At 42.2% G+C, this 19,354-nt stretch carries 25 protein-coding genes and 1 tRNA gene; 5 read left to right on the forward strand and 21 right to left on the reverse strand.

Annotated features, from left to right (window positions below; genetic code table 11):
* Window positions 1-60: 60 nt before the first annotated feature.
* Window positions 61-135 (reverse strand) — tRNA-Arg (locus JIG41_RS03965).
* A 199-nt stretch (window positions 136-334) separates the two neighbouring features.
* Here JIG41_RS03965 and JIG41_RS03970 point away from each other — a divergent pair.
* On the forward strand, window positions 335-517 hold the full coding sequence (locus JIG41_RS03970; protein WP_036973088.1) for a hypothetical protein: 183 nt from the start codon (window positions 335-337) through the stop codon (window positions 515-517).
* Here the strand turns inward: JIG41_RS03970 and JIG41_RS03975 are convergent.
* Genes JIG41_RS03975 through JIG41_RS03985 form a run of 3 tightly spaced genes read right to left on the reverse strand, consistent with a single transcriptional unit; the run spans window position 514 to window position 2,225 of the window.
* Window positions 514-1,320, reverse strand: coding sequence for a phosphotransferase family protein (locus tag JIG41_RS03975; protein ID WP_065978322.1), 807 nt, complete (start codon window positions 1,318-1,320; stop codon window positions 514-516). The two genes, JIG41_RS03970 and JIG41_RS03975, sit on opposite strands and share 4 nt — an antisense overlap.
* Window positions 1,321-1,944 (reverse strand): nicotinamide riboside transporter PnuC, encoded by a 624-nt coding sequence (pnuC, locus tag JIG41_RS03980; RefSeq protein WP_036973092.1) that lies wholly within the window; start codon window positions 1,942-1,944, stop codon window positions 1,321-1,323.
* Window positions 1,945-1,967: 23 nt separating this feature from the next.
* Complete coding sequence (locus JIG41_RS03985; protein ID WP_036973093.1) at window positions 1,968-2,225, reverse strand: YkoF family thiamine/hydroxymethylpyrimidine-binding protein; 258 nt, start codon at window positions 2,223-2,225, stop codon at window positions 1,968-1,970.
* 114 nt (window positions 2,226-2,339) lie between these two features.
* Between JIG41_RS03985 and JIG41_RS03990 the strand changes: the two genes are divergently transcribed.
* Complete coding sequence (locus tag JIG41_RS03990; RefSeq protein ID WP_036973096.1) at window positions 2,340-2,579, forward strand: DUF2960 domain-containing protein; 240 nt, start codon at window positions 2,340-2,342, stop codon at window positions 2,577-2,579.
* Between the two features lie 9 nt (window positions 2,580-2,588).
* Here the strand turns inward: JIG41_RS03990 and alr are convergent, their stop codons facing one another.
* The 17 genes from alr to radC form a co-directional block, all read right to left on the reverse strand.
* Window positions 2,589-3,668, reverse strand: coding sequence for an alanine racemase (gene alr, locus JIG41_RS03995; RefSeq protein ID WP_199524284.1), 1,080 nt, complete (start codon window positions 3,666-3,668; stop codon window positions 2,589-2,591).
* The gene (dnaB, locus tag JIG41_RS04000) at window positions 3,668-5,047 is read right to left on the reverse strand and encodes a replicative DNA helicase (RefSeq protein WP_036973100.1); all 1,380 of its coding nucleotides are present in this window, start codon (window positions 5,045-5,047) and stop codon (window positions 3,668-3,670) included. Before dnaB ends, alr begins: the two co-directional genes overlap by 1 nt.
* 159 nt (window positions 5,048-5,206) lie before the next feature.
* On the reverse strand, window positions 5,207-6,148 hold the full coding sequence (locus JIG41_RS04005; protein ID WP_199524285.1) for a DUF4097 family beta strand repeat-containing protein: 942 nt from the start codon (window positions 6,146-6,148) through the stop codon (window positions 5,207-5,209).
* A gap of 11 nt (window positions 6,149-6,159) precedes the next feature.
* Window positions 6,160-6,648 carry a hypothetical protein gene (locus JIG41_RS04010; RefSeq protein WP_083202712.1) on the reverse strand — a complete coding sequence of 163 codons (489 nt, stop codon included), beginning with the start codon at window positions 6,646-6,648 and terminating at the stop codon, window positions 6,160-6,162.
* Window positions 6,635-7,186 carry an RNA polymerase sigma factor gene (locus tag JIG41_RS04015; RefSeq protein WP_036973104.1) on the reverse strand — a complete coding sequence of 184 codons (552 nt, stop codon included), beginning with the start codon at window positions 7,184-7,186 and terminating at the stop codon, window positions 6,635-6,637. The genes JIG41_RS04010 and JIG41_RS04015 overlap by 14 nt, the downstream gene beginning before the upstream one ends.
* A gap of 125 nt (window positions 7,187-7,311) precedes the next feature.
* Complete coding sequence (locus JIG41_RS04020; RefSeq protein WP_199524286.1) at window positions 7,312-9,057, reverse strand: pilus assembly PilX N-terminal domain-containing protein; 1,746 nt, start codon at window positions 9,055-9,057, stop codon at window positions 7,312-7,314.
* Window positions 9,041-9,565, reverse strand: coding sequence for a prepilin-type N-terminal cleavage/methylation domain-containing protein (locus JIG41_RS04025; protein ID WP_199524287.1), 525 nt, complete (start codon window positions 9,563-9,565; stop codon window positions 9,041-9,043). Before JIG41_RS04025 ends, JIG41_RS04020 begins: the two co-directional genes overlap by 17 nt.
* A complete protein-coding gene (locus JIG41_RS04030; RefSeq protein WP_036973106.1) occupies window positions 9,565-9,963 on the reverse strand; it encodes a prepilin-type N-terminal cleavage/methylation domain-containing protein in 399 nt (132 codons plus the stop codon). Before JIG41_RS04030 ends, JIG41_RS04025 begins: the two co-directional genes overlap by 1 nt.
* The gene (locus JIG41_RS04035; RefSeq protein ID WP_036973108.1) at window positions 9,960-10,412 is read right to left on the reverse strand and encodes a GspH/FimT family pseudopilin; all 453 of its coding nucleotides are present in this window, start codon (window positions 10,410-10,412) and stop codon (window positions 9,960-9,962) included. Before JIG41_RS04035 ends, JIG41_RS04030 begins: the two co-directional genes overlap by 4 nt.
* Window positions 10,413-10,417: 5 nt before the next feature.
* Window positions 10,418-10,840 (reverse strand): type IV pilin protein, encoded by a 423-nt coding sequence (locus JIG41_RS04040; RefSeq protein ID WP_075593964.1) that lies wholly within the window; start codon window positions 10,838-10,840, stop codon window positions 10,418-10,420.
* 317 nt (window positions 10,841-11,157) lie between these two features.
* Window positions 11,158-11,610: a 50S ribosomal protein L9 gene (rplI, locus tag JIG41_RS04045; RefSeq protein WP_036973111.1), complete on the reverse strand. Its 453-nt coding sequence runs from the start codon at window positions 11,608-11,610 to the stop codon at window positions 11,158-11,160.
* Between the two features lie 35 nt (window positions 11,611-11,645).
* Window positions 11,646-11,873: a 30S ribosomal protein S18 gene (gene rpsR / locus JIG41_RS04050; RefSeq protein ID WP_002962753.1), complete on the reverse strand. Its 228-nt coding sequence runs from the start codon at window positions 11,871-11,873 to the stop codon at window positions 11,646-11,648.
* Between the two features lie 12 nt (window positions 11,874-11,885).
* Window positions 11,886-12,188 (reverse strand): primosomal replication protein N, encoded by a 303-nt coding sequence (gene priB / locus JIG41_RS04055; protein ID WP_036973732.1) that lies wholly within the window; start codon window positions 12,186-12,188, stop codon window positions 11,886-11,888.
* A 67-nt stretch (window positions 12,189-12,255) separates the two neighbouring features.
* Window positions 12,256-12,597: a 30S ribosomal protein S6 gene (rpsF, locus tag JIG41_RS04060; RefSeq protein ID WP_036973113.1), complete on the reverse strand. Its 342-nt coding sequence runs from the start codon at window positions 12,595-12,597 to the stop codon at window positions 12,256-12,258.
* Window positions 12,598-12,841: 244 nt separating this feature from the next.
* Complete coding sequence (rpmG, locus tag JIG41_RS04065; protein WP_022946036.1) at window positions 12,842-12,997, reverse strand: 50S ribosomal protein L33; 156 nt, start codon at window positions 12,995-12,997, stop codon at window positions 12,842-12,844.
* An 11-nt stretch (window positions 12,998-13,008) separates the two neighbouring features.
* Entirely contained in the window at window positions 13,009-13,245 is a 237-nt protein-coding gene (gene rpmB, locus JIG41_RS04070; protein ID WP_036973115.1) for a 50S ribosomal protein L28, read from the reverse strand.
* A 274-nt stretch (window positions 13,246-13,519) separates the two neighbouring features.
* The gene (gene radC / locus JIG41_RS04075) at window positions 13,520-14,194 is read right to left on the reverse strand and encodes a RadC family protein (RefSeq protein WP_036973117.1); all 675 of its coding nucleotides are present in this window, start codon (window positions 14,192-14,194) and stop codon (window positions 13,520-13,522) included.
* A 143-nt stretch (window positions 14,195-14,337) separates the two neighbouring features.
* On the opposite strand from radC, the gene coaBC reads away from it, so the two are divergent.
* From coaBC to JIG41_RS04090, 3 genes are all read left to right on the forward strand, one after another.
* Window positions 14,338-15,531, forward strand: a complete 1,194-nt coding sequence (gene coaBC, locus JIG41_RS04080; RefSeq protein ID WP_036973118.1) for a bifunctional phosphopantothenoylcysteine decarboxylase/phosphopantothenate--cysteine ligase CoaBC — start codon at window positions 14,338-14,340, stop codon at window positions 15,529-15,531.
* Window positions 15,532-15,643: 112 nt separating this feature from the next.
* Complete coding sequence (gene slmA / locus JIG41_RS04085) at window positions 15,644-16,231, forward strand: nucleoid occlusion factor SlmA (protein WP_036973120.1); 588 nt, start codon at window positions 15,644-15,646, stop codon at window positions 16,229-16,231.
* 216 nt (window positions 16,232-16,447) lie between these two features.
* A complete protein-coding gene (locus JIG41_RS04090) occupies window positions 16,448-19,210 on the forward strand; it encodes a S9 family peptidase (RefSeq protein ID WP_199524288.1) in 2,763 nt (920 codons plus the stop codon).
* Window positions 19,211-19,354 lie beyond the last annotated feature (144 nt).

Genomic DNA, 19,354 nt, shown 5'->3' on the forward strand with positions numbered 1-19,354 from the left:
TAAAATCATGAAGATAAAAAGGATATAAACAGTGTAGAAAATAACAAAAGAAGGAGCAAATGGCGCTCTCGGCAGGGATCGAACCTGCAACTCAGCCTCCGGAGGGCCACGTGATATCCATTTCACCACGAGAGCACATTTGTCGTTGTCAGTACCAACTCGCGATATCAGCATGACAACCCGGCAATGATAATGGCATCTTGCTATAAATGCTAGCATTGAACACTTTACATGCTTATAAATTCAGCAATTTTCATTAAAACACTTCACATTAAGGCAGAACCACGGTATTAACGTATACTTATAAAATTAATAACAAGGTGGGAATTTGATCATGAGTTTAATGTCAACAGAGCAAGTTGCAGAATTTTTAGGTGTAAAAGTAGAACGCGTGAAACGACTTGCTCGCGAACATTTACTGATCTCGAAATCACAAGATGACAAAGGTGAGCCTTTGTTCGAACACGATGATGTAAAAAAATACAAAGAGCTTGCCGAGCGAATTGGTGGCCTTTAGCGTTTTTGCTGTTTAATGAAGTGGTGAAGCTGCACAAGCAGTGGCGCCACTTTATCCATTGCCCCTCTTTGCTCGTACCAACAAATACACAATAATAAAAATAGCCCCTGAAATGCCGCCAGCTTGTTGAGCGAAAGGGTAAATTCGTGGTGGGCTGATACAAGTGTTCGGTATTGTTCAAGCAAAGCTTGCTGTTGTTCAGTATTCAGCTGAAAACTGACTACTAAGGCTGCCAAATCAAAATAAACATCATTACTTTTGGCATATTCGAAGTCAATTAAAAACATACCGCTATTATTCACAATGATATTTTCTTTAACCAAATCATTATGGCAAAAGCCCATATCTTTTGGTGCATTAGCAATATAAGCGAGTGACTCTTCTATTAATGTAAGATGCTGTTGGTAGCGAGTGGTGTGTTGATAACAATTAATTTCATAAGCGATGTCCATTGGCTCTGTGAGCAAGGGATACAGGTGCAGATTGACTAAATCTGGCAGTAAACTGTCACAAAAATCGCCGCTGGCAATACGACCTTCAACATAATCGAAAATAGCCGTGTCTGTGGCTTGTTCTAGCCAAAGAGGCGCTGGGCAGCAACTTTGTTTAGCAAAATGTGTTTGAGCAGCCAAGCCTAGTGCAGGCCAATGGTCGCGATAATGTTTTACCAAATAGCTATTGGTCGCTGTTTTTACTAAGTAATTATCGTTACTTAACCCTTCAACCAATGGACTGATTGACGTAATCGTTAACGCGGGATCAAAACGCGAAAATAGCGCGTTTATTTGTTGTTCTGTTTTCATTTAAAGTTGAGCTAATGGCTTAGCTTGATGTTGCTCATACTCTTCATACCAGGTTTTAAACCCCCACGCTGCCATAATGGTATAAAACACAAACAGCACCAAGGTCGGGTAATACCCTTTTTCAAAGTACAAATACATGGAAGCCGCATCTATAACAATCCAGTATAGCCAATTTTCAAGAACTTTTTTGGCGACAAGGTAGGTTGTAACCACAGCAAAACAGGTGGTAAAGCTGTCTAAATATGCAAAATCTGCATGCGTGTAATTGGTCATGATGAAACCAATCACCACCGAGGCTAATGAGGTAGTAAATAAGATCACGACATGCTTTTTTAATGACCACGAAACAATCGGCAACCGGTCTTTATGGTTTAAACCTCGTCGCCAAATTACCCACCCATACACAGCCATGTACATGTAGTATAAGTTAAGCAGCGACTCCATCAATAGTGCGCCATTCCAGTACATTACGGTGTAAATAAAGGTGCTTGCAAACGCGGCAGGCCAACACCATAAGCTCTCTTTAATCGCGAGCAACAAGTACGCCATCGACAACGCCACTGCAATATATTCCCAGTGCGACATTGCCGTAAAGCCAGAGAAAGTTTCGGTTAAAAATTCCATATCACGCCGTCGTTATCGATTACTTAATCATCGCTTGGCGACAAATCACCGTGTAAAAATTTACAAACAAAAATTGCTTTACCAAACTCTTCATAAGAGCGCTTAATTTCAGTGTTAAGTACAGACATGACTAAGTCGTAATCACCAAAAATCTGTGTAGATAGCGTATTAGTAATCACTTTAAGGCCATCATAGCTGTTTACGCGGTCAATAAAGCCTTTAATAAATGGAATGTAATCTTGATGAAGTGGGTATTTACTAATCTCTACAGAAAGTTTCATTTTAAGCTACCGAGTTTTTTAACAGTGTCGCATTGTAACCCGCTTATAGCGACAAGTCATGGCTAAGGCTCGTATTTAGTGTAAAATCAGCCCTATAAATTAAGAGGAGTCATTATGGCACGCCGCATTACATACACATTTAAAAACCAACCTCGCGAAATCAACTTTTCTAAAGACAAGTACCGCGACATGTACCACGCCATTGCGGCAGCTGAGGGAATTGACTTAAGCAATTATTTAAAGATGGAACAACAAATAGAAATGACCTCAAAAGGCTCTGCGGCAGTGCGTAATTTTCGTGATCAAGAGTTTGCAAAAATGGGCTTTAGCGACATCTATTTTATTAAAGAGTAACGTGCTTCGTTACTCTTGATACTCATAGCTGACTCGCGGAGTAATATTACACAGTAGCTCGTAAGGTATGGTACTAGCACACTGCGCTATTTCTTCGACAGGCAGCTCTGGGCCCCACATGATTACTTCGTCACCCACTTGAATATTGTCGCCATTATCGCCAATATCAACTGTTATCATATCCATCGCGACGGTGCCGACAATACCATAGCGTTGTGATTTAATGATCACCGGTGTGCCTTGTCGTGCATGGCGAGGATAGCCATCACCATATCCCATCGCGACAACCGCAAGCTTGGTTGGCTTATCACTGCACCAACGGCCTCCGTAACCAACACACTGCTGCGCATCAACATCGCGAATCGCAATAACGCGTGTTGTTAAACGCATCACTGGCGCTAAACCGTGTTCTTTACCCACGCCATTTAGCATCGGCGAGACACCATAAAGCATTAACCCTGGGCGAACCCAATCACCATGCCCATGCGGCCATGCTAAAATACCCGCTGAGTTTGCTAAACAGTGCTGCTGAGCTTTGCCATCCGTTAATGAATCAAATAACGCTATTTGCTGGGTGGTTTTCTCATCGTTTACATCATCAGCACACGAAAAATGCGTCATTAATTTAATATCATCACGTGCATTGTCACTTGCTTTTAAACGATGATAAAACGATTCAAATTGTGATGGTGCAATCCCTAAACGGTGCATCCCTGTATTAATTTTTAACCAACACGCTATCGGTGCATCCAACGTGGCACTTTCAAGTGCAGCCAATTGATTTTCATCATGAATAATGGTCTGAAAGTTATTCGCTAGCAAAATAGGTAAATCGTCTTGATGAAAAAAGCCTTCAAGTAAAACGATTGGTTTTGTTAAACCTCCCGCCCGCAGCGCTAATGCTTCATCAATACGTGCCACTGCAAATGCATCAGCGGCACTTAGGTGCTGGGCAATTTTAACCAAACCGTGGCCATATGCATTGGCCTTTAACACCGCCATCACCTTGCAATCGGGCGCAAAGTGCTTCACTTGCGCTAAGTTATTAGCCAGTGCTTTTAGATTAATTTCGGCGATGGCTAAGCGCATTAATATTCGTCATCCATAGCTGGGCCCGCGTAGTTATCAAAACGTGAGAATTGACCTTGGAACGTAAGACGCACTTTACCGATAGGCCCATTACGTTGCTTACCGATTATGATTTCAGCGACCCCTTTCTCGGCACTGTCTTCGTTATACACTTCATCACGATAAATAAACATGATTAAGTCGGCATCCTGCTCGATTGAGCCTGATTCACGTAAGTCAGAGTTGATTGGCCGTTTATCAGCACGTTGCTCTAGCGTACGGTTAAGCTGCGACAGGGCAATTACAGGGCATTGTAGCTCTTTGGCAAGGGCTTTTAATGAACGCGAGATTTCGGCAATCTCTAAGGTACGGTTATCAGATAAGCTCGGAACGCGCATTAGCTGCAAGTAGTCGACCATGATCATACTAATACCGCCATGATCACGTGCGATACGACGTGCACGCGAACGTACATCGGTCGGTGTAAGGCCCGATGCATCGTCAACATACATCTTCCCTTTTTCCATCAATAAGCCCATGGTTGAAGAGAGGCGAGCCCAATCATCATCATCTAATTGGCCTGTACGTACTTTAGTTTGGTTAATACGACCGAGTGAGGCAAGCATCCTCATCATAATTTGTTCTGACGGCATCTCTAGTGAGTAGATAAGCACGGGTTTGTCTTGCGTCATTGCCGCATGTTCAGCTAAGTTCATCGCAAACGTGGTTTTACCCATTGATGGACGTGCAGCAACAATAATCAGATCTGAAGGCTGCATACCCGCGGTCATTTTATCTAGATCGGCATACCCTGTACTTACACCCGTTACACCATCTTGTGGCGATTGATATAATTCTTCAATCTTATCAACCGTTTTTTCTAGAATGCTGTGTAAGCTTTGTGGACCTTCGGTACTTTTAGTACGTTGCTCTGCAATTTTGAATACTTTACTTTCTGCAAAATCGAGCAAATCATGGCTTGTGCGTCCTTCTGGACTAAAGCCCGCTTCGGCGATTTCGTTTGCAACACCAATCATTTCACGAATAACGGCACGTTCACGAACGATATTTGCGTATGCGTCGATGTTGGCAGCACTGGGAGTATTTTTTGCGATTTCAGCAAGGTAAGCAAAGCCACCCACATTGCTCAGCTGATTATTTTTTTCTAAGCTTTCAGAAATGGTGATCAAATCAATCGGGTCGCCTGCTTCTGCAAGACTCACCATCGCTTCAAAAATCAACTTATGTGTGCGGGTATAAAAATCCTGCGAGACAACCAACTCAGCAACACGGTCAAACGCTTGATTATCAAGCATTAAACCACCTAAAACAGATTGCTCAGCTTCAATTGAATGGGGAGGAACTTTTAACGTATCGACTTGCTTATCTGGTTTAGCCATATCTTCACAAAACTTAAATTGAATGGCTCTATTCTATCGACTTGCAAAGGCTGTGCAAATAGAAAAGCGGGAAATCTTCCCGCTTTATTGTAATTAAGCTAAACCTTGGTAACTAGACATATTACTCAGTGCTTAGATTAATGACGCTCACCTTAGTGATTATTTTTGTTTGCGCAGTTCTATGCGACCACTAATGGTATCCATTTCAATATCAGCGTTCCCGCCATTGACACTAAACTCAAGATCACTCGATGGCCCATACTTCGCTTTTATTGCTTTATCATCACTTAGCTCATTAACAATTTTGCCGTTTGCATGTGCTTCTATTTCAAACTGGGCTGATACGTCAGCTGGGAAGTAAAACTCTGCATCTCCACTAACAGATTCAAAGCGCACATTTGCACCGGTGAGTAATTTATTAATATGCACTTCGGCTTCGCCGTTCACCGTATTGATACGTAGTTTTTTAATTGCATCAAATGCAAAGTCGATATTACCGTTTACATTTTCAAGGCGCACATCTTCGGCTTTGGTTTTTGACTTGATATCGCCATTTACTGCTGTAAAACGCAGCGTACCTTGTGAGTTTTTATCATTAATTTCACCATTCACCGTTTCAAAACGAATATCACCGTTTAGGTCAATCGCATTGACATCACCATTTACCGTTTCAAAACTCATGTTACCGCTAATATCCTGCACCGTTATATCACCGTTCACAGTATCAATGTCGGCGCCTGCTGCCAGCTCTTTGGCACTGACGGTCACATTCACCCCAGCAAATTCGAGCTCACTGCTTTTTGGCATATAAATCGTTAAACGTGAACCGTCGCCTTTGTTCCAGCCACTTATGTTACGTGGCATTTTGACAATAAACTCGACGCGGCTTCCTTCCACATCTAAACGATAACCGTCGGCTTTATTATCTAATTCACCTTCGATTTTTAACACCGGTTTATCCCACCCTTCAATACGCACATCACCACGTTGGTTTTCAATAAAAATGCGCTTATTCGCAGGTATATCAACCTGTTCATTGATTGTTTGTCCTGCCATTGCCATCAGTGGCAGTAATCCTAATGTTAATGCGAGTAGTTTCATGGTTATCACTCCTAAATCGTTTGCCACTTAGGTGCATGCACCTTATTAATTAAATCAAGTTGTTGCTGATAAACCTGCGACAGCATTTGTAATAACGCAGGATTTTCAGGTTCATTTTCCAGTGCTTGCTTAATGGCACTCTCTGCTTCTTCTAATTCTTTAAGCTGCTGCTGCCAATTGTCGGTAAGTGCAGGTTGATTCTGATATTGCACCAACAAGCCCTGTTTTTGCTTCGTAAAATAATCACTCATGGCTATCATCGTATTCGGCTCGGTCTGAGCAACAAACAATTGCACGCTAAGCAGTGCCGCAACACAGCATGCAGCAACGGCTGCAAGCTTATTCCACGTAAAACGTGACTGTTCAGCTTGTTGCTCTGTAGGGTGAGCAATTGCACGCTCAATACCCGGCCATAAGTTTTTATCTGGGCCGATATCTTGCTTAGGTTGATTAAGCGAGTCATTTAAAAACTGTTCAAAATCTGGCTTACTCATTTTCATACCACTCTTTTAATAACTGCCTTGCACGGTGAAACTGCGATTTACTTGAACCAACGGCCATATCAAGCATGCTGGCTATTTCTTCATGGCGATAGCCTTCAATTGCATGGAGTACAAACACCATACGCGCTCGTTCGGGCAATCTGAGTACTAATTTATCAAGGCCATTTAAACCCTGACAGTCCGCTGCACTTTGTTCATCCATGCCACTTTGCTCAAAGCTCACGACTTTCTGTAACCAGTTTTTATGTTTACGAATATAGCTAATCGCAATATTACTCGTCACGCTGTGTAACCAGGTCGTAAACTGTGAGCGCCCATCAAAATTGGCGATTTTGTGCCACAACTGTACAAACACTTCTTGTGTTGCATCTTCGGCGTGCTCTTTATCTGCAATAAGTCGTAAACAAAGGCTGTAAACACGTTTCACATGCAACTCATAAAGTGCTGCATAGGCAACTTGATCGCCGCTTTTTACGCGCTCAATCAAGGTGTGCTCACTTTGCTGTGCAAACGCTTGCTCTGCATCTATCAACATCCTGGATGTTGTCCTTTATGATTATTGTTGTGAATTTAGTGTATTAGACGTAAGGAGGGATTCAAAAGGTTTAAATGAAACTAAATATTTTTTTGAGCAAGTATCACCTTGCTCGAATTAGGTCATTATTGTGCGGGGCTCGGTTCACTCTGTGGCGGTGTTTTGTAGCTCCAGCCTAAAAACACAATCCGTGCAGGGGTTGACGGTTTCCCCCCATTTTGTACTTTAAGTAGACCCGCATCATAGTGCGCCCCACTGCCGCCTGTTGAAGTGATCACCGCACCACGAACACTGCCAAATAGCTCGCCACTTCCCGACAATTTTACCGTGGTAAGCGGCGCATAAATTGCGGCATACAAGTTTGCAGCGCCACTAAATTGCACACCATTCACACCGTTAAATGACGAGTAAAACGACAGCGATGGATGCCCACTGGTCGTTAATCCTTCTTGTTCAGTGATCACTTTAGCACCGGCACCAATATTAACTTTTCCCGTTATTAATACGGTAAGACTGCTGTCTTTTTTGATCGTCAGGGTGGTATCACCCCCCATTGAAAAATCACCATCTATCAATAAGATGACATCGCCCCCTGAGACCTCCATTTTGCCATCACTGGTCATTTTCAAACCATCTAAAGCAAATACATACTCTTTAGAATGGCTCCCATGAGATTGATTTTGAATCTTCTTATCAAACAAAAATACATCAGCTAAGGTCGGCACAATAATTTGGCTGCCACCATTGCTGTGAAACCCTTGTTCAGTATTAAACTTAAATAGTTGAGTTGGCCCAACCGAAATAGAATCATACCCAGTGATACCAGCCATTATGTCAGTCATTTTTTCGGGCAAAATTAAAGGGTCACAGTTGGTATCAGGGTTACTCGGATCGTAATCAGGTGCCGTAGGGTCGGCTACAGTGACGGGTTCAACATTCGGGTTTATATTAAATTTACTATTACTGTAATGTACGCCGTCTTGCTGGTTATTGTAGGTGTCTTTAAAGTCACCTGTACCGCCATACATGATATCGAGGGTCTCACCTTGAGTATTATCAATGTAAGTAGACCATTGCATTGTGGCATCACCATTTGCTCTTACTACACCTGAAATGCGGCCTCCTCGGTGTTTATAGTAGCCCCGGGTATACACATTTCCATCGACTCGCAGACCACTACCTGGAGAAATATACACCCCCGTATTAGAGTGAATATTACCTATAATGGGCGATGACCCGTTTAAGTAAATTACACCACTGGCTTTTACATCACCTCTAATTGGCGAGTGTCCTGAAAGCACTACATCAGAGTCACCGGCAATAGTTGATACATCACCGTCGTTCGATTTAGTTTCTTCGTAAGTACCTTGGCTTGAATCATAGCTGTCGATACTTCCACTGCCCGACAAATTAACCCCTTTACAGCCAACCATCGCATTGGTAAATACCGAGCTGCCTTTGGCACCTTGAATGCCAAAGCGTGCGACTAAATTACTCTGTGCATCGCCTTCAAAGCGCTGCCCTAGGCTGGCAATTTCAAGCTCGCCATCAGGGTTTTTAGCAAGGGTTGCACTAAAGGTAGCATCACTCGCAATAATGCCAGTACCAGACGCTAAATTCGTTTTATTAATTAAATCATCAACCGCTAATACGCCTTCACGATTCAGTGTTTGTTGTAATAGTTTAGCTTGCTCAAACACCCCTTTTTCGGCTAGCAAACGGCTGTTTAACTTTTTCTGAAAATTACCGCTCAAACGTTCTTGCACAATATTTTCACGCAGTGAGCTCAGCACCACAAGACTGGCCATGCTCGTTAAAATCAGCACTGTAATTAAGGTAAAACCATGTTGCTTATTAAACACTGCCACCATCATATGCCTTCAGTAAGATTGTGTTTGTGAGCGCAATATCGATATTTATACCATTGCCGAATTGCCCAGGTAATTGCTCTGGTTTCACACTCACCGTCACTAATTCACCCGCGATATCAAACGATAAGCTCTCGACCCCTGTTAACAAACGCTCCGCAGCCGCGCCATTCAGTGAGCACATTAAGTTATTATCGTTTAAGCTATAAACTTCAGTAACTTGCACTGCGGTAACTTGACCATCACAGGCAATGACACCAGCAGGCTGAGTGATGGTTATCATGCTTTTATCAGCACTAATAACCGGGGTTATTTGAGTTTGCTTAATGCTGCGATTAAACACTTTACTCGTGTAACGAAGCACCTCTTGTGCATTTTCGAGCTCTTTGCTCACCTGAATCGTGCCTTTAATCGCCGAGTAAGACAAACTAATCCCAGCAAGTAAAAATGCTCCCGCAGCCAGCGCCACCATTAACTCGACTAAGCTAAACCCTTTTGTATGTTTTATCATTAACACACCGCCGACAAATCAGGGAAACTCGCATTCAAACTGATCTGGTTCTCAGCATTATCAGTCATGCGTTTATCGACCCAACTAACATTAATTTGCATGTCATTATTGTATACAGCAGGCAGAGTTAGTTCGTAGTCACTAACCTGTGGAGAAAGACTCGCTCTAAAGGTCGCATCTTGAAATAAGCCGGGGTTGGTTTTTTGAATATCACAAATATGCGGCCAAAGTCGCTCTATGCTGTTTTGACCTTGAATAAGCGACACCGTGTAATGAAAACTGTTAGTAGCATACTGAAGCGATTTAAGTTGAGCAGCAGCCAACCCTAATAAAGCGATTCCGGCGATTACCACAGATATCATGACTTCTAGTAATGAAAAACCTTGCTGCTTAATCATGCACATCCTCGCTCTGAACTTTCAACTAACCAGTTTTGGCCACTTTTTAGTACACACATTACATAGTCAGTGGTGTTGCTGTGATTGTCTTTAATATCTATTTGCGCTTGCTGGTTAACCTCGCCACTGGCACTCACGGTCAAGGCTGCTAAATCAACCGTTATGCCAGATTTGGTTACACTAAATTCTTTAAGAACCGTGGCCACGCCCGCTTCATTTAGCGTTACCTGCCAGCGGTTGTTATTAACGACTAAGTTAATTTGCCGCTCACGCTTTACTGCTTCACTGCGCGCATATTTATAGACACTATTTAGTTGATTTGCGGTCGTTACAACGCGATCTTGCAAGATTTGCTGGCTAAATGACGGGAAAGCAAGACTAGCCATAATACCAATAATAACCAGTACGACCATTAATTCTATCAGTGTAAATCCGGCCTTTCGTCGCACTTCAACTACTCCCAACAATCATTCTCTGAGGCGGTGTAACTGCCATTATGTTTCACAGTGAGATCACCACAACGATCACTTGCTTGCGCCGAACCAGACTTTGGTGATGCTTTTAAACTATAACCACGGTTTTTAAAGTCACTGATTGCACCGGCGACTTTATCTGTAGGGGTGTAAGTGAAAGTATAAAAATCAGTATTTTGTGCCGTAAATGCGTTAGGGTAACCACCATTTCTTGAATAAATACGCTCAAGACTCGCGCTATATTGCAATAACTCTTGTTGTATGTCGGCACGGCGACTGCGTTGCATTTGTTCGGTATAAACAGGTAACGCTACGCTATATAAAATACCTAAAATAGCGATAACGATCAGTATTTCAACAAGTGTAAAACCACGGTGTTTTCCCGATGATGATGTCTCCTTCAACTTTCATTCCTTACAACTTTGTTATGAAACCACTATAAATGACAGCGCTGTCACTGTCAATTTAACCAATTCTAACTAACTAACCTGATTATACTAACTAAAAATAAAAAATTAAGACAAAAGACTGTTTGTGTTTAAAATAGGTAAACAAAACCCCATTTCATTAAACATTAATGCAAATAGCACAACTATTGACAGGAAAGCAAAGCAAAAAGAGTAGTTAGTTAGTAAGTAAGTAAGTAAGTAAGTAAGTAAAATTTAGATACAAAAAAGCCGCGCTTAATAAAGCACGGCTTTTTTTCTACTTAATATTGCTATTAAGCTTCAGCGATAACGATTACTTTGATAGTAGCCGTAACGTCTGAGTGTACTGCGATTGCAACGTCAAATTCGCCAGTCTCACGGATAGTACCTAGAGGTAAACGAACTTCTGATTTTGCAACTTCAACGCCAACAGCTGAAATAGCTTCAGCGATGTCGCGAGTACCGATAGAACCGAATAACTTGCCTTCGTCACCAGCTTTAGAAACTAGTGTAACTTCAGCTAATGCTTCTAACTTGTCAGCGCGAGCTTGAGCAGCAGCTAGATCTTCAGCGATCTTAGCTTCTAACTCAGCACGACGTGCTTCGAAAGTTTCGATGTTAGCTTTAGTTGCAGGAACTGCCTTACCTTGTGGGAAAAGGAAGTTACGTGCGAAGCCAGATTTAACTACAACCTGGTCACCTAGGCCACCTAGGTTTGCGATCTTGTCTAGTAGAATAACTTGCATGTCTCTACACCTTTTAAAAACTGTTAATCCGCTGCTTACTTATGTAAGTCAGTGTATGGAAGAAGGGCTAAGTAGCGAGCACGCTTGATAGCAGTTGCTAGCTGACGCTGATATTTAGCGCTAGTACCTGTGATACGGCTAGGTACGATTTTGCCACTTTCTGTAACATAGTTTCTAAGAGTAGCTAGATCTTTATAATCGATTTGTTGTACGCCTTCCGCTTTAAAGCGGCAGAACTTACGACGTCTGAAATAACGTGCCATGAGTTTAATTCCTCAAAAAATTCTTTCTATATGCTGAGCATGCAAGACCAATTGGCTTAAACCATTTCGGCCTTCGTGTCGGTTTAAAAAACCCGTCACTTGCACTTGTTGCCCAACGTGCAATTGTTGAGTCTGTTGTTGCATTGGCGTGCCACTGGCAACAACTTGAAGCCTGACATAACTATTACGGTTAAGGTCTGCTTCAACTTGCATCGATTTATGTTCAAGAACAAAAATACAATGCGGTATACCAGCAGGGCTTTGACTATATTTTGGGGTTTTACATACAACCCCAGATAACGTCAGCTGATTCATAAAAGGATTAACCGGTTGGCTCATCTTAGTGTCTCAACTGCAAGCGCCATGCTTGGACTCAAAACGATTAAGCAGCTGGTGCTTCTTTCTTCTCTTCTTTCGCAAGAGGAGATGCTTCAGTTACAGCGTCTTTAGTACGCATAACTAAGTTACGAAGCACTGCATCGTTGTAGCGGAAAGTAGTTTCTAGCTCGCTGATTACTTCAGTAGGTGCTTCAACGTTCATAAGAACATAATGAGCTTTGTGAAGCTTGTCGATTGGGTAAGCCAATTGACGACGGCCCCAGTCTTCAAGACGGTGGATAGTACCACCAGCTTCAGTGATAGAACCAGTATAACGTTCGATCATACCAGGTACTTGCTCACTCTGATCAGGGTGAACCATGAATACGATTTCGTAATGACGCATGGATATTCCTTACGGTTAATAGAGCCTTCTACCGTTTCGGCCAGTCGGTTTAAGGCAAGGAATTAAATTTAATAAGCCGAAATGAGCGCGCATTTTACGCTTAGATTGATAATTAAGCAAGATAAAACAGCAAGCCAAGTTGCAATCTTATAAATATTTGCAATAGCTTAATTTTCTAAGGTAGTTAAGCATAAAACAAAAAACCCAGCCGAGGCTGGGTTTTTGAGATTCTGAAAAACTAAAATTACTTGATTTTAGCTTCTTTGAAAATCACGTGTTTACGAGCTTTAGGATCGTATTTTTTGATTTCCATTTTTTCAGGCATGTTACGCTTGTTCTTGTCGGTAGTGTAGAAAAAACCAGTACCAGCAGTTGAAACTAAACGGATCTTATCGCGCATGATTCAGTTCCTTAAACTTTTTCGCCACGAGCACGGATTTCTGTAAGAACCGCGTCGATGCCTTTTTTATCGATAATACGCATACCTTTAGTCGTAGTGCGTAATGTTACAAAACGTTTTTCACTTTCAACCCAAAAACGGTGAGTTTGTAGGTTAGGTAGGAAACGACGTTTAGTCGCGTTTCTCGCGTGTGAACGGTGGTTACCAACCGCTGGACGCTTACCTGTAACTTGACATACTTTAGACATGTCTATATATCTCCAATAACTTCGCTCGAGCTTAATTTTCCCTTAGGCCATGTATTTGTGCCCCGGGATAAATCGAAGGGCGCTCTTTATACAGCTTATACAGGCAAAGATCAAGTAACAGATCTTATCCAATCAGCTCATGTGTAAATTTGATAGCGGCTAATTATAATGATCGAAAGCCCTTAGGGAAAGTAAAAACTGCATTTAAATTAAACTAATTTCTAAAAACAGCCTAAACTGCTCATTTTTAACACACTCTCTCGGGCATACAGCCTTATATAAGCCCTCGCTCGGCAAAAGAAACACAATTTTTACCGCCCACAATGATGTGATCCAGCACATTTATGTCAACCAACGACAGCGCTTGCTGTAATTTTTGCGTTATGAACTTATCGGCTTGACTGGGTTCTGCCACACCACTTGGGTGGTTATGAGCCAAAATAAGTGCCGCTGCATTATTTCTTAATGCGGCTTTAACCACTTCGCGAGGATAAACAGATGCGGCATTAATTGTGCCATAAAATAGCACTTCATCTTTAATCAACTGGTTTTGGCTGTCTAAGTACAGCACCATAAACACTTCTTGCTGTAACCCCCGTAGTTTAATTGTTAGGTAGTCGTACACCGACTGAGGCGAATTAAATACAGCCTCTCTATGGCATTGCTCGAGCATGTATCGCCGGCTCAGCTCTAATACGGCTTGTAATTGTACGTACTTTGCAGCACCTAGGCCCCTTTGTGCACAAAACTCATGTTCTGTGGCATTAAACAAGTTGTGCAATGTACTATTTATACGCAATAGATGCTCAGCCAACTCAACCGCGTTCATGCCTGGCACGCCAGTACGTAAAAATATCGCTAATAACTCAGCATCTGAAAGCGCTTTAGCTCCCTGTAAAAGCAGCTTCTCACGTGGTCTCTCTGCCAATGGTAAATCCGTTAATGGCATCATTTGTCCCTAAAAACATTACTTTGGTCATTAAACTGTAATATAAAATCCAGTTTTTTCCTGTCTTTAAAAAAGAAAACTTCATGCAATCGGCAAAGATTTGCTATCGTTAGCCCATATCGACAAAGGTAAAATTTCACGTAATGACAAAATCAGTTAATAAAAAAATCCTGTTAGGTATGAGTGGTGGCATTGCAGCCTATAAATGTGCAGAACTTGTTCGTCGTTTAAAAGACGCGGGCTGCGACGTTAAAGTGGTCATGACCGACTCAGCCAAACATTTTATAACACCACTGACAATGCAAGCTGTGAGTGGAGAAATTGTCTCTGATTCATTACTTGACCCTGCAGCCGAAGCAGCAATGGGACACATTGAATTTGCCAAATGGGCTGACCTGATTTTAGTCGCCCCCGCAACCAGCAATATCTTAGCGAAAATGGCGATGGGCATTGCCGATGATTTACTGACTACGTTATTGTTAGCCACACCTGCTAAAGTAGCGGTTGCTCCTGCAATGAACCAACAAATGTATGCTCACCCAGCGACTCAAGCAAACCTTAGAACTCTCAAAGATCGCGGCGTCGCAATTTGGGGACCCGGTAAAGGTGAGCAAGCCTGTGGTGATGTAGGTGCCGGAAGAATGTTAGAGCCTCATGAACTAGTGGCGCTGTGTACGCAACCAGACATTGAGCCATTATTGGCAGGTAAAACAATCACAATTACCGCTGGCCCCACGCGTGAAGCTCTCGACCCTGTGCGTTATATTTCGAATCATAGTTCAGGCAAAATGGGTTATGCCCTTGCAGAAGCAGCGCTTGCTTTAGGTGCTAAGGTCAACCTTATTTCAGGGCCCGTCGCAATTACAGCACCCGCGAATGCAAAGCTCACCAATATTGAAAGCGCTGAGCAACTTTTAACTGCGTCGATGGAACTTGCGGTGCAGTCTGATGCTTTTATTGGGTGTGCTGCTGTCGCCGATTACCGCGCAGCCGCAATTCAAGATCAAAAAATGAAAAAACAAGGTGACGAACTCACGCTCACTTTAGTCAAAAACCCTGATGTGATCGCAAACGTAGCTGGGCTTAGTAAAAACCGCCCTTACACTGTTGGCTTTGCAGCAGAAACGCAAGATGTGGCTAGCTACGCCCAAGGTAAATTAAAAAACAAAAACCTCGACATGATCTGCGCGAATGATGTGTCAAAAGAAGGTCTTGGCTTTAATTCTGATCATAATGCTTTAACACTGTTCTGGCATAATGAGCAGCTAGATTTAGCCATGGGGAGTAAAAAGGATCTCGCGATGAGCGTAATGACTGAGCTTGCCAAGCGTTTGTAAAAATGCTGGAAAGAAGCTGAATAAAACATTAACATAAGCGCCTCATTTGCACAAAAAATGGCTTGTCTGACTCTACTGAGCACAAGTAATAAATTATAAGAAAGGAATGGTCATGCCTGCGACAAAAAGAAGTAATCGCAAAGAGCAGATTCTGCAAGCACTCGCACAAATGTTAGAAACCAGCCCAGGTCAACGTATCACCACCGCAAAATTAGCGGCTGAAGTGGGCGTGTCTGAAGCTGCGTTATATCGTCATTTTCCGAGTAAAGCACGGATGTTTGAAGGCCTAATAGAATTTATTGAAGATACGCTGTTATCACGCATTAACCTCATATTAGAAAATGAGAAAGAAAGCCAAACCCGTGTTTATAATATCTTGCTGTTATTATTAGCCTTTGCTGAGAAAAACCCAGGAATTACTCGCATATTAACCGGCGATGCCCTGCAAGGTGAGCAAGAGCGTTTACGCGAACGAGTGCAAGGCTTATTCGAAAAGCTTGAAACACAATTTAAGCAAGTATTGCGTGAGCGAAAACTACGTGAAGGCAAAGCATTTCAATCAGACGAAACCACGTTAGCCAACTTCTTACTTGCCTATGTCGAAGGTAAGATGAATCAATTCGTGCGTAGCGACTTTAAAGCAAAGCCAAGCTCACAATTTGAAAAGCAATGGCCAGAATTACAAAAAATCTGGTTGTAAAACAAGCTTTATAAGCGCGATGTCATATCGCGCTTAATCCCCCACCTTTTGATTGTCCCCCATAAGCGAGTCCTCGTAGCTCATTTCTCGTAGCGCGTTTCACGTAAGTAATAACTTTAACCCACCTTAGGAAACTGGCAACTTATCGTATCTACTCGAATTGTTTATTAAAAACGCTACACTGGGGCATAAACTTAAAAACAATGAGAAAGGTAAATGAAAGCGCAATTATCACTTTTGAGCTTAGCCTTGGTGACTAGCCTAGGCAGCACACAAGTCAGTGCTAAGGAAGCCCTGCAATTTAAAGACGTATTTGATTTTAAATACGCAAAAGGCACACAACTGTCTGAAGATGGCCGTATTTTAACCTTGAGCGCAGACCCTTATCGCGGCAATGCACAAGGCCAAGTATACACGCTTAATAACAATGCCTTACTAAGCACCGTTGAACGCGGTACGCGCCCTACTATTAATAAAGCAGCAAACTGGGTCGCGTTTACACAAGTACCAACCCTACTTGAAAAAGAAACCACCAAGAAAAAAGATGAGCTAAAAAACAACCTAGTTTTAGTGAATACTAAAGGCGGTGAACAACAAACGTTTAACGATGTAAAAGATTATGCGTTATCAGATGATGGCGTATGGCTTGCTTACCGTCTTGATCAAAAAGCAGATAAAACTGAGACCAAAGACGACCAAGAAAAAGACGAAAACAGCAGCGAAATCAAGCCAGACAAAAAAGATAAACGCTTTGATTTAGTGCTTGTTAACCTTCAAGACAAAACCACTCACACTATAAATAATGTATTTAGCTATGCGATTAGCAGCACTGGCGAGCAATTATTAGTAAGCCAAAGCTTTAGTGATGGTGCCGACAACCAAATCGTATTAGTCGACTTAACAAATAGTTTTAATACCAGTGTATTAATTGATGAGCCAGGTGTGGTTGCAAACAAAATTGCATGGCAACCTAACAGCAATACCGCAGCGCTTTTAGTGGGTAATTATGTAAACGATGATACAAGACGTCGCGACCACAGCTTACAGCTTTTAGAAAACGGGGCTCTATCAACCATTAACTCTGCAGATAGCAGCTGGACTATCGGTAAAACAGCCTCACTCACATGGTCTGAAGACGGTAAGCGTCTATATTTCGAGAATCACCCAAAACTGGCTGATAAAGTAAAAGCCAAAGAGTATACAGACGAAGCCTCTTTATATGATTTCGATACAATTCGCGACCATAAAGGCTTAAATGTTTGGCACAATAAAGACGTTGAAATTAAACCTCGTGAAGAACAACAGTGGAATGAGGCTAACAAACTTCGTCACTACCAAGCGGTTTACCACGTAAACGGTAAACAGGTTGTACAATTAAGTACACCCAATATGCCCGAGGTATCACTTAACACTAATCGTGACGCGCTTTTAGGCTACTCAGACCTGCCGTATTTAGAGCGTGTTATGTATGGTGGTTTCTTTGCTGATTACTTCAGTGTTGACGTTAAAACAGGTAAACAAACACCTATCGTCAGTGACTACCCCTTTAGACCCAGCCTTGCGCCAAATGGTCAATACGCGGCATTTTTTAAAGACAGCCACGTTCAGCTAAAAGACCTAGGTAACAACAAAGTTTCGACGTTATCTAAGGCAATTAACGCTATTTTTGCCGATGATAAGCATGACTACCCATCACCTCAACCGGGTTATGGTTTTGCAGGCTGGTTAAACGACAGCAGCCAAGTACTGGTTTACAGCAAATTTGATATTTGGGCTTTTGATGTCGCAACACAAAAGGCAACGCGCTTAACACAAGGTAAAGAAACAAATACCCAATATCGTGTTATTAAACTTGATAAAGACCACGTTGGCTTTGCTAAAGACGACACATTATTACTAAGCGCAACTAACTTACAAGATAAGCAAACCGAAATCGCTAAGCTTGACTTAACAAGCAATAAAGTAAGCAAAGTACTGTCGGGTAAAAAGCGCTATGATGTGGTGAAAAAAGCTAAAAATGCCGACAAATACCTCTTTACTGCGCAAACGTACCAACAATTCCCTGATTACTACCAAGCAGATTTTAGCTTCAAAAACCCACAGCGTGTGACGAACCTAAACCCGCAAATTAGCAACTTTGCTTGGGGCGAAAAACCTGAACTTATTAGCTATAAAGGCTTTGATGGTGAAGACTTACAAGGTGTTCTAATCAAGCCGGCAGGCTACAAAAAAGGCGACAAAGTGCCCGTCGTTGTGTACTTCTATCGCTATATGAGCCAGCGCATGTATGACTTCCCGAAAATGGAGTTAAATCATCGCCCTAACTTCCCTATGTTTACTTCGAATGGTTACGCCATTTTCTTACCGGATATCCGCTTTGAAATTGGTCACCCAGGTAAATCATCGACTCAAACCATGATCAACGCGACTCAAAAGCTGATTGATTTAGGCATTGCCGATCCTAATAAAATTGGTTTACAAGGTCACTCATGGGCAGGCTACCAAAGCGCCTTTATGATCACCCAAACAGATATGTTTAAGGCGGTTGTATCGGGTGCACCTGTATCTAACATGACCAGTGCTTACAGCGGTATTCGCTTAAAATCAGGTCTTGCGCGTCAGTTCCAATACGAAACGGGGCAAAGCCGCATTGGTAAAACATTATTTGAAGCACCTGAACTTTACATCGAGAACTCACCGGTATTCTTTGCAGATAAAGTAAACACACCTATTTTAATTATGTTTGGTGACAAAGATGACGCCGTGCCCTGGCACGAAGGCGTACAGTACTATTTGGCACTGCGTCGTGCAGGTAAAGATGCTACGTTCTTACAGTATGAAGGCGAGCCACATCACTTGAAGAAATTCCCTAATCAGGTGGATTTTTCAATTCGCATGATGGAATACTTTGACCATTATCTAAAAGGTAAACCCGCCGCTGAGTGGATCAAAAACGGCGTACCCTTTATTGAAGAATAAACAATAAGCTGAATATCAGCTTATCTTCCCCCTTCCAGAGCCAGCATTGTTGCTGGCTTTGTTCTATAAAATCAATCATTCCATCTATTTTTTCGATTTTATCAATCGATTTAAACCCCAGTTTGTAAGTGGAAAGTTAACCAG

The sequence above is a fragment of the Pseudoalteromonas sp. bablab_jr011 genome (assembly GCF_016464045.1).
In the GTDB taxonomy this organism is placed as follows: domain Bacteria; phylum Pseudomonadota; class Gammaproteobacteria; order Enterobacterales; family Alteromonadaceae; genus Pseudoalteromonas; species Pseudoalteromonas lipolytica.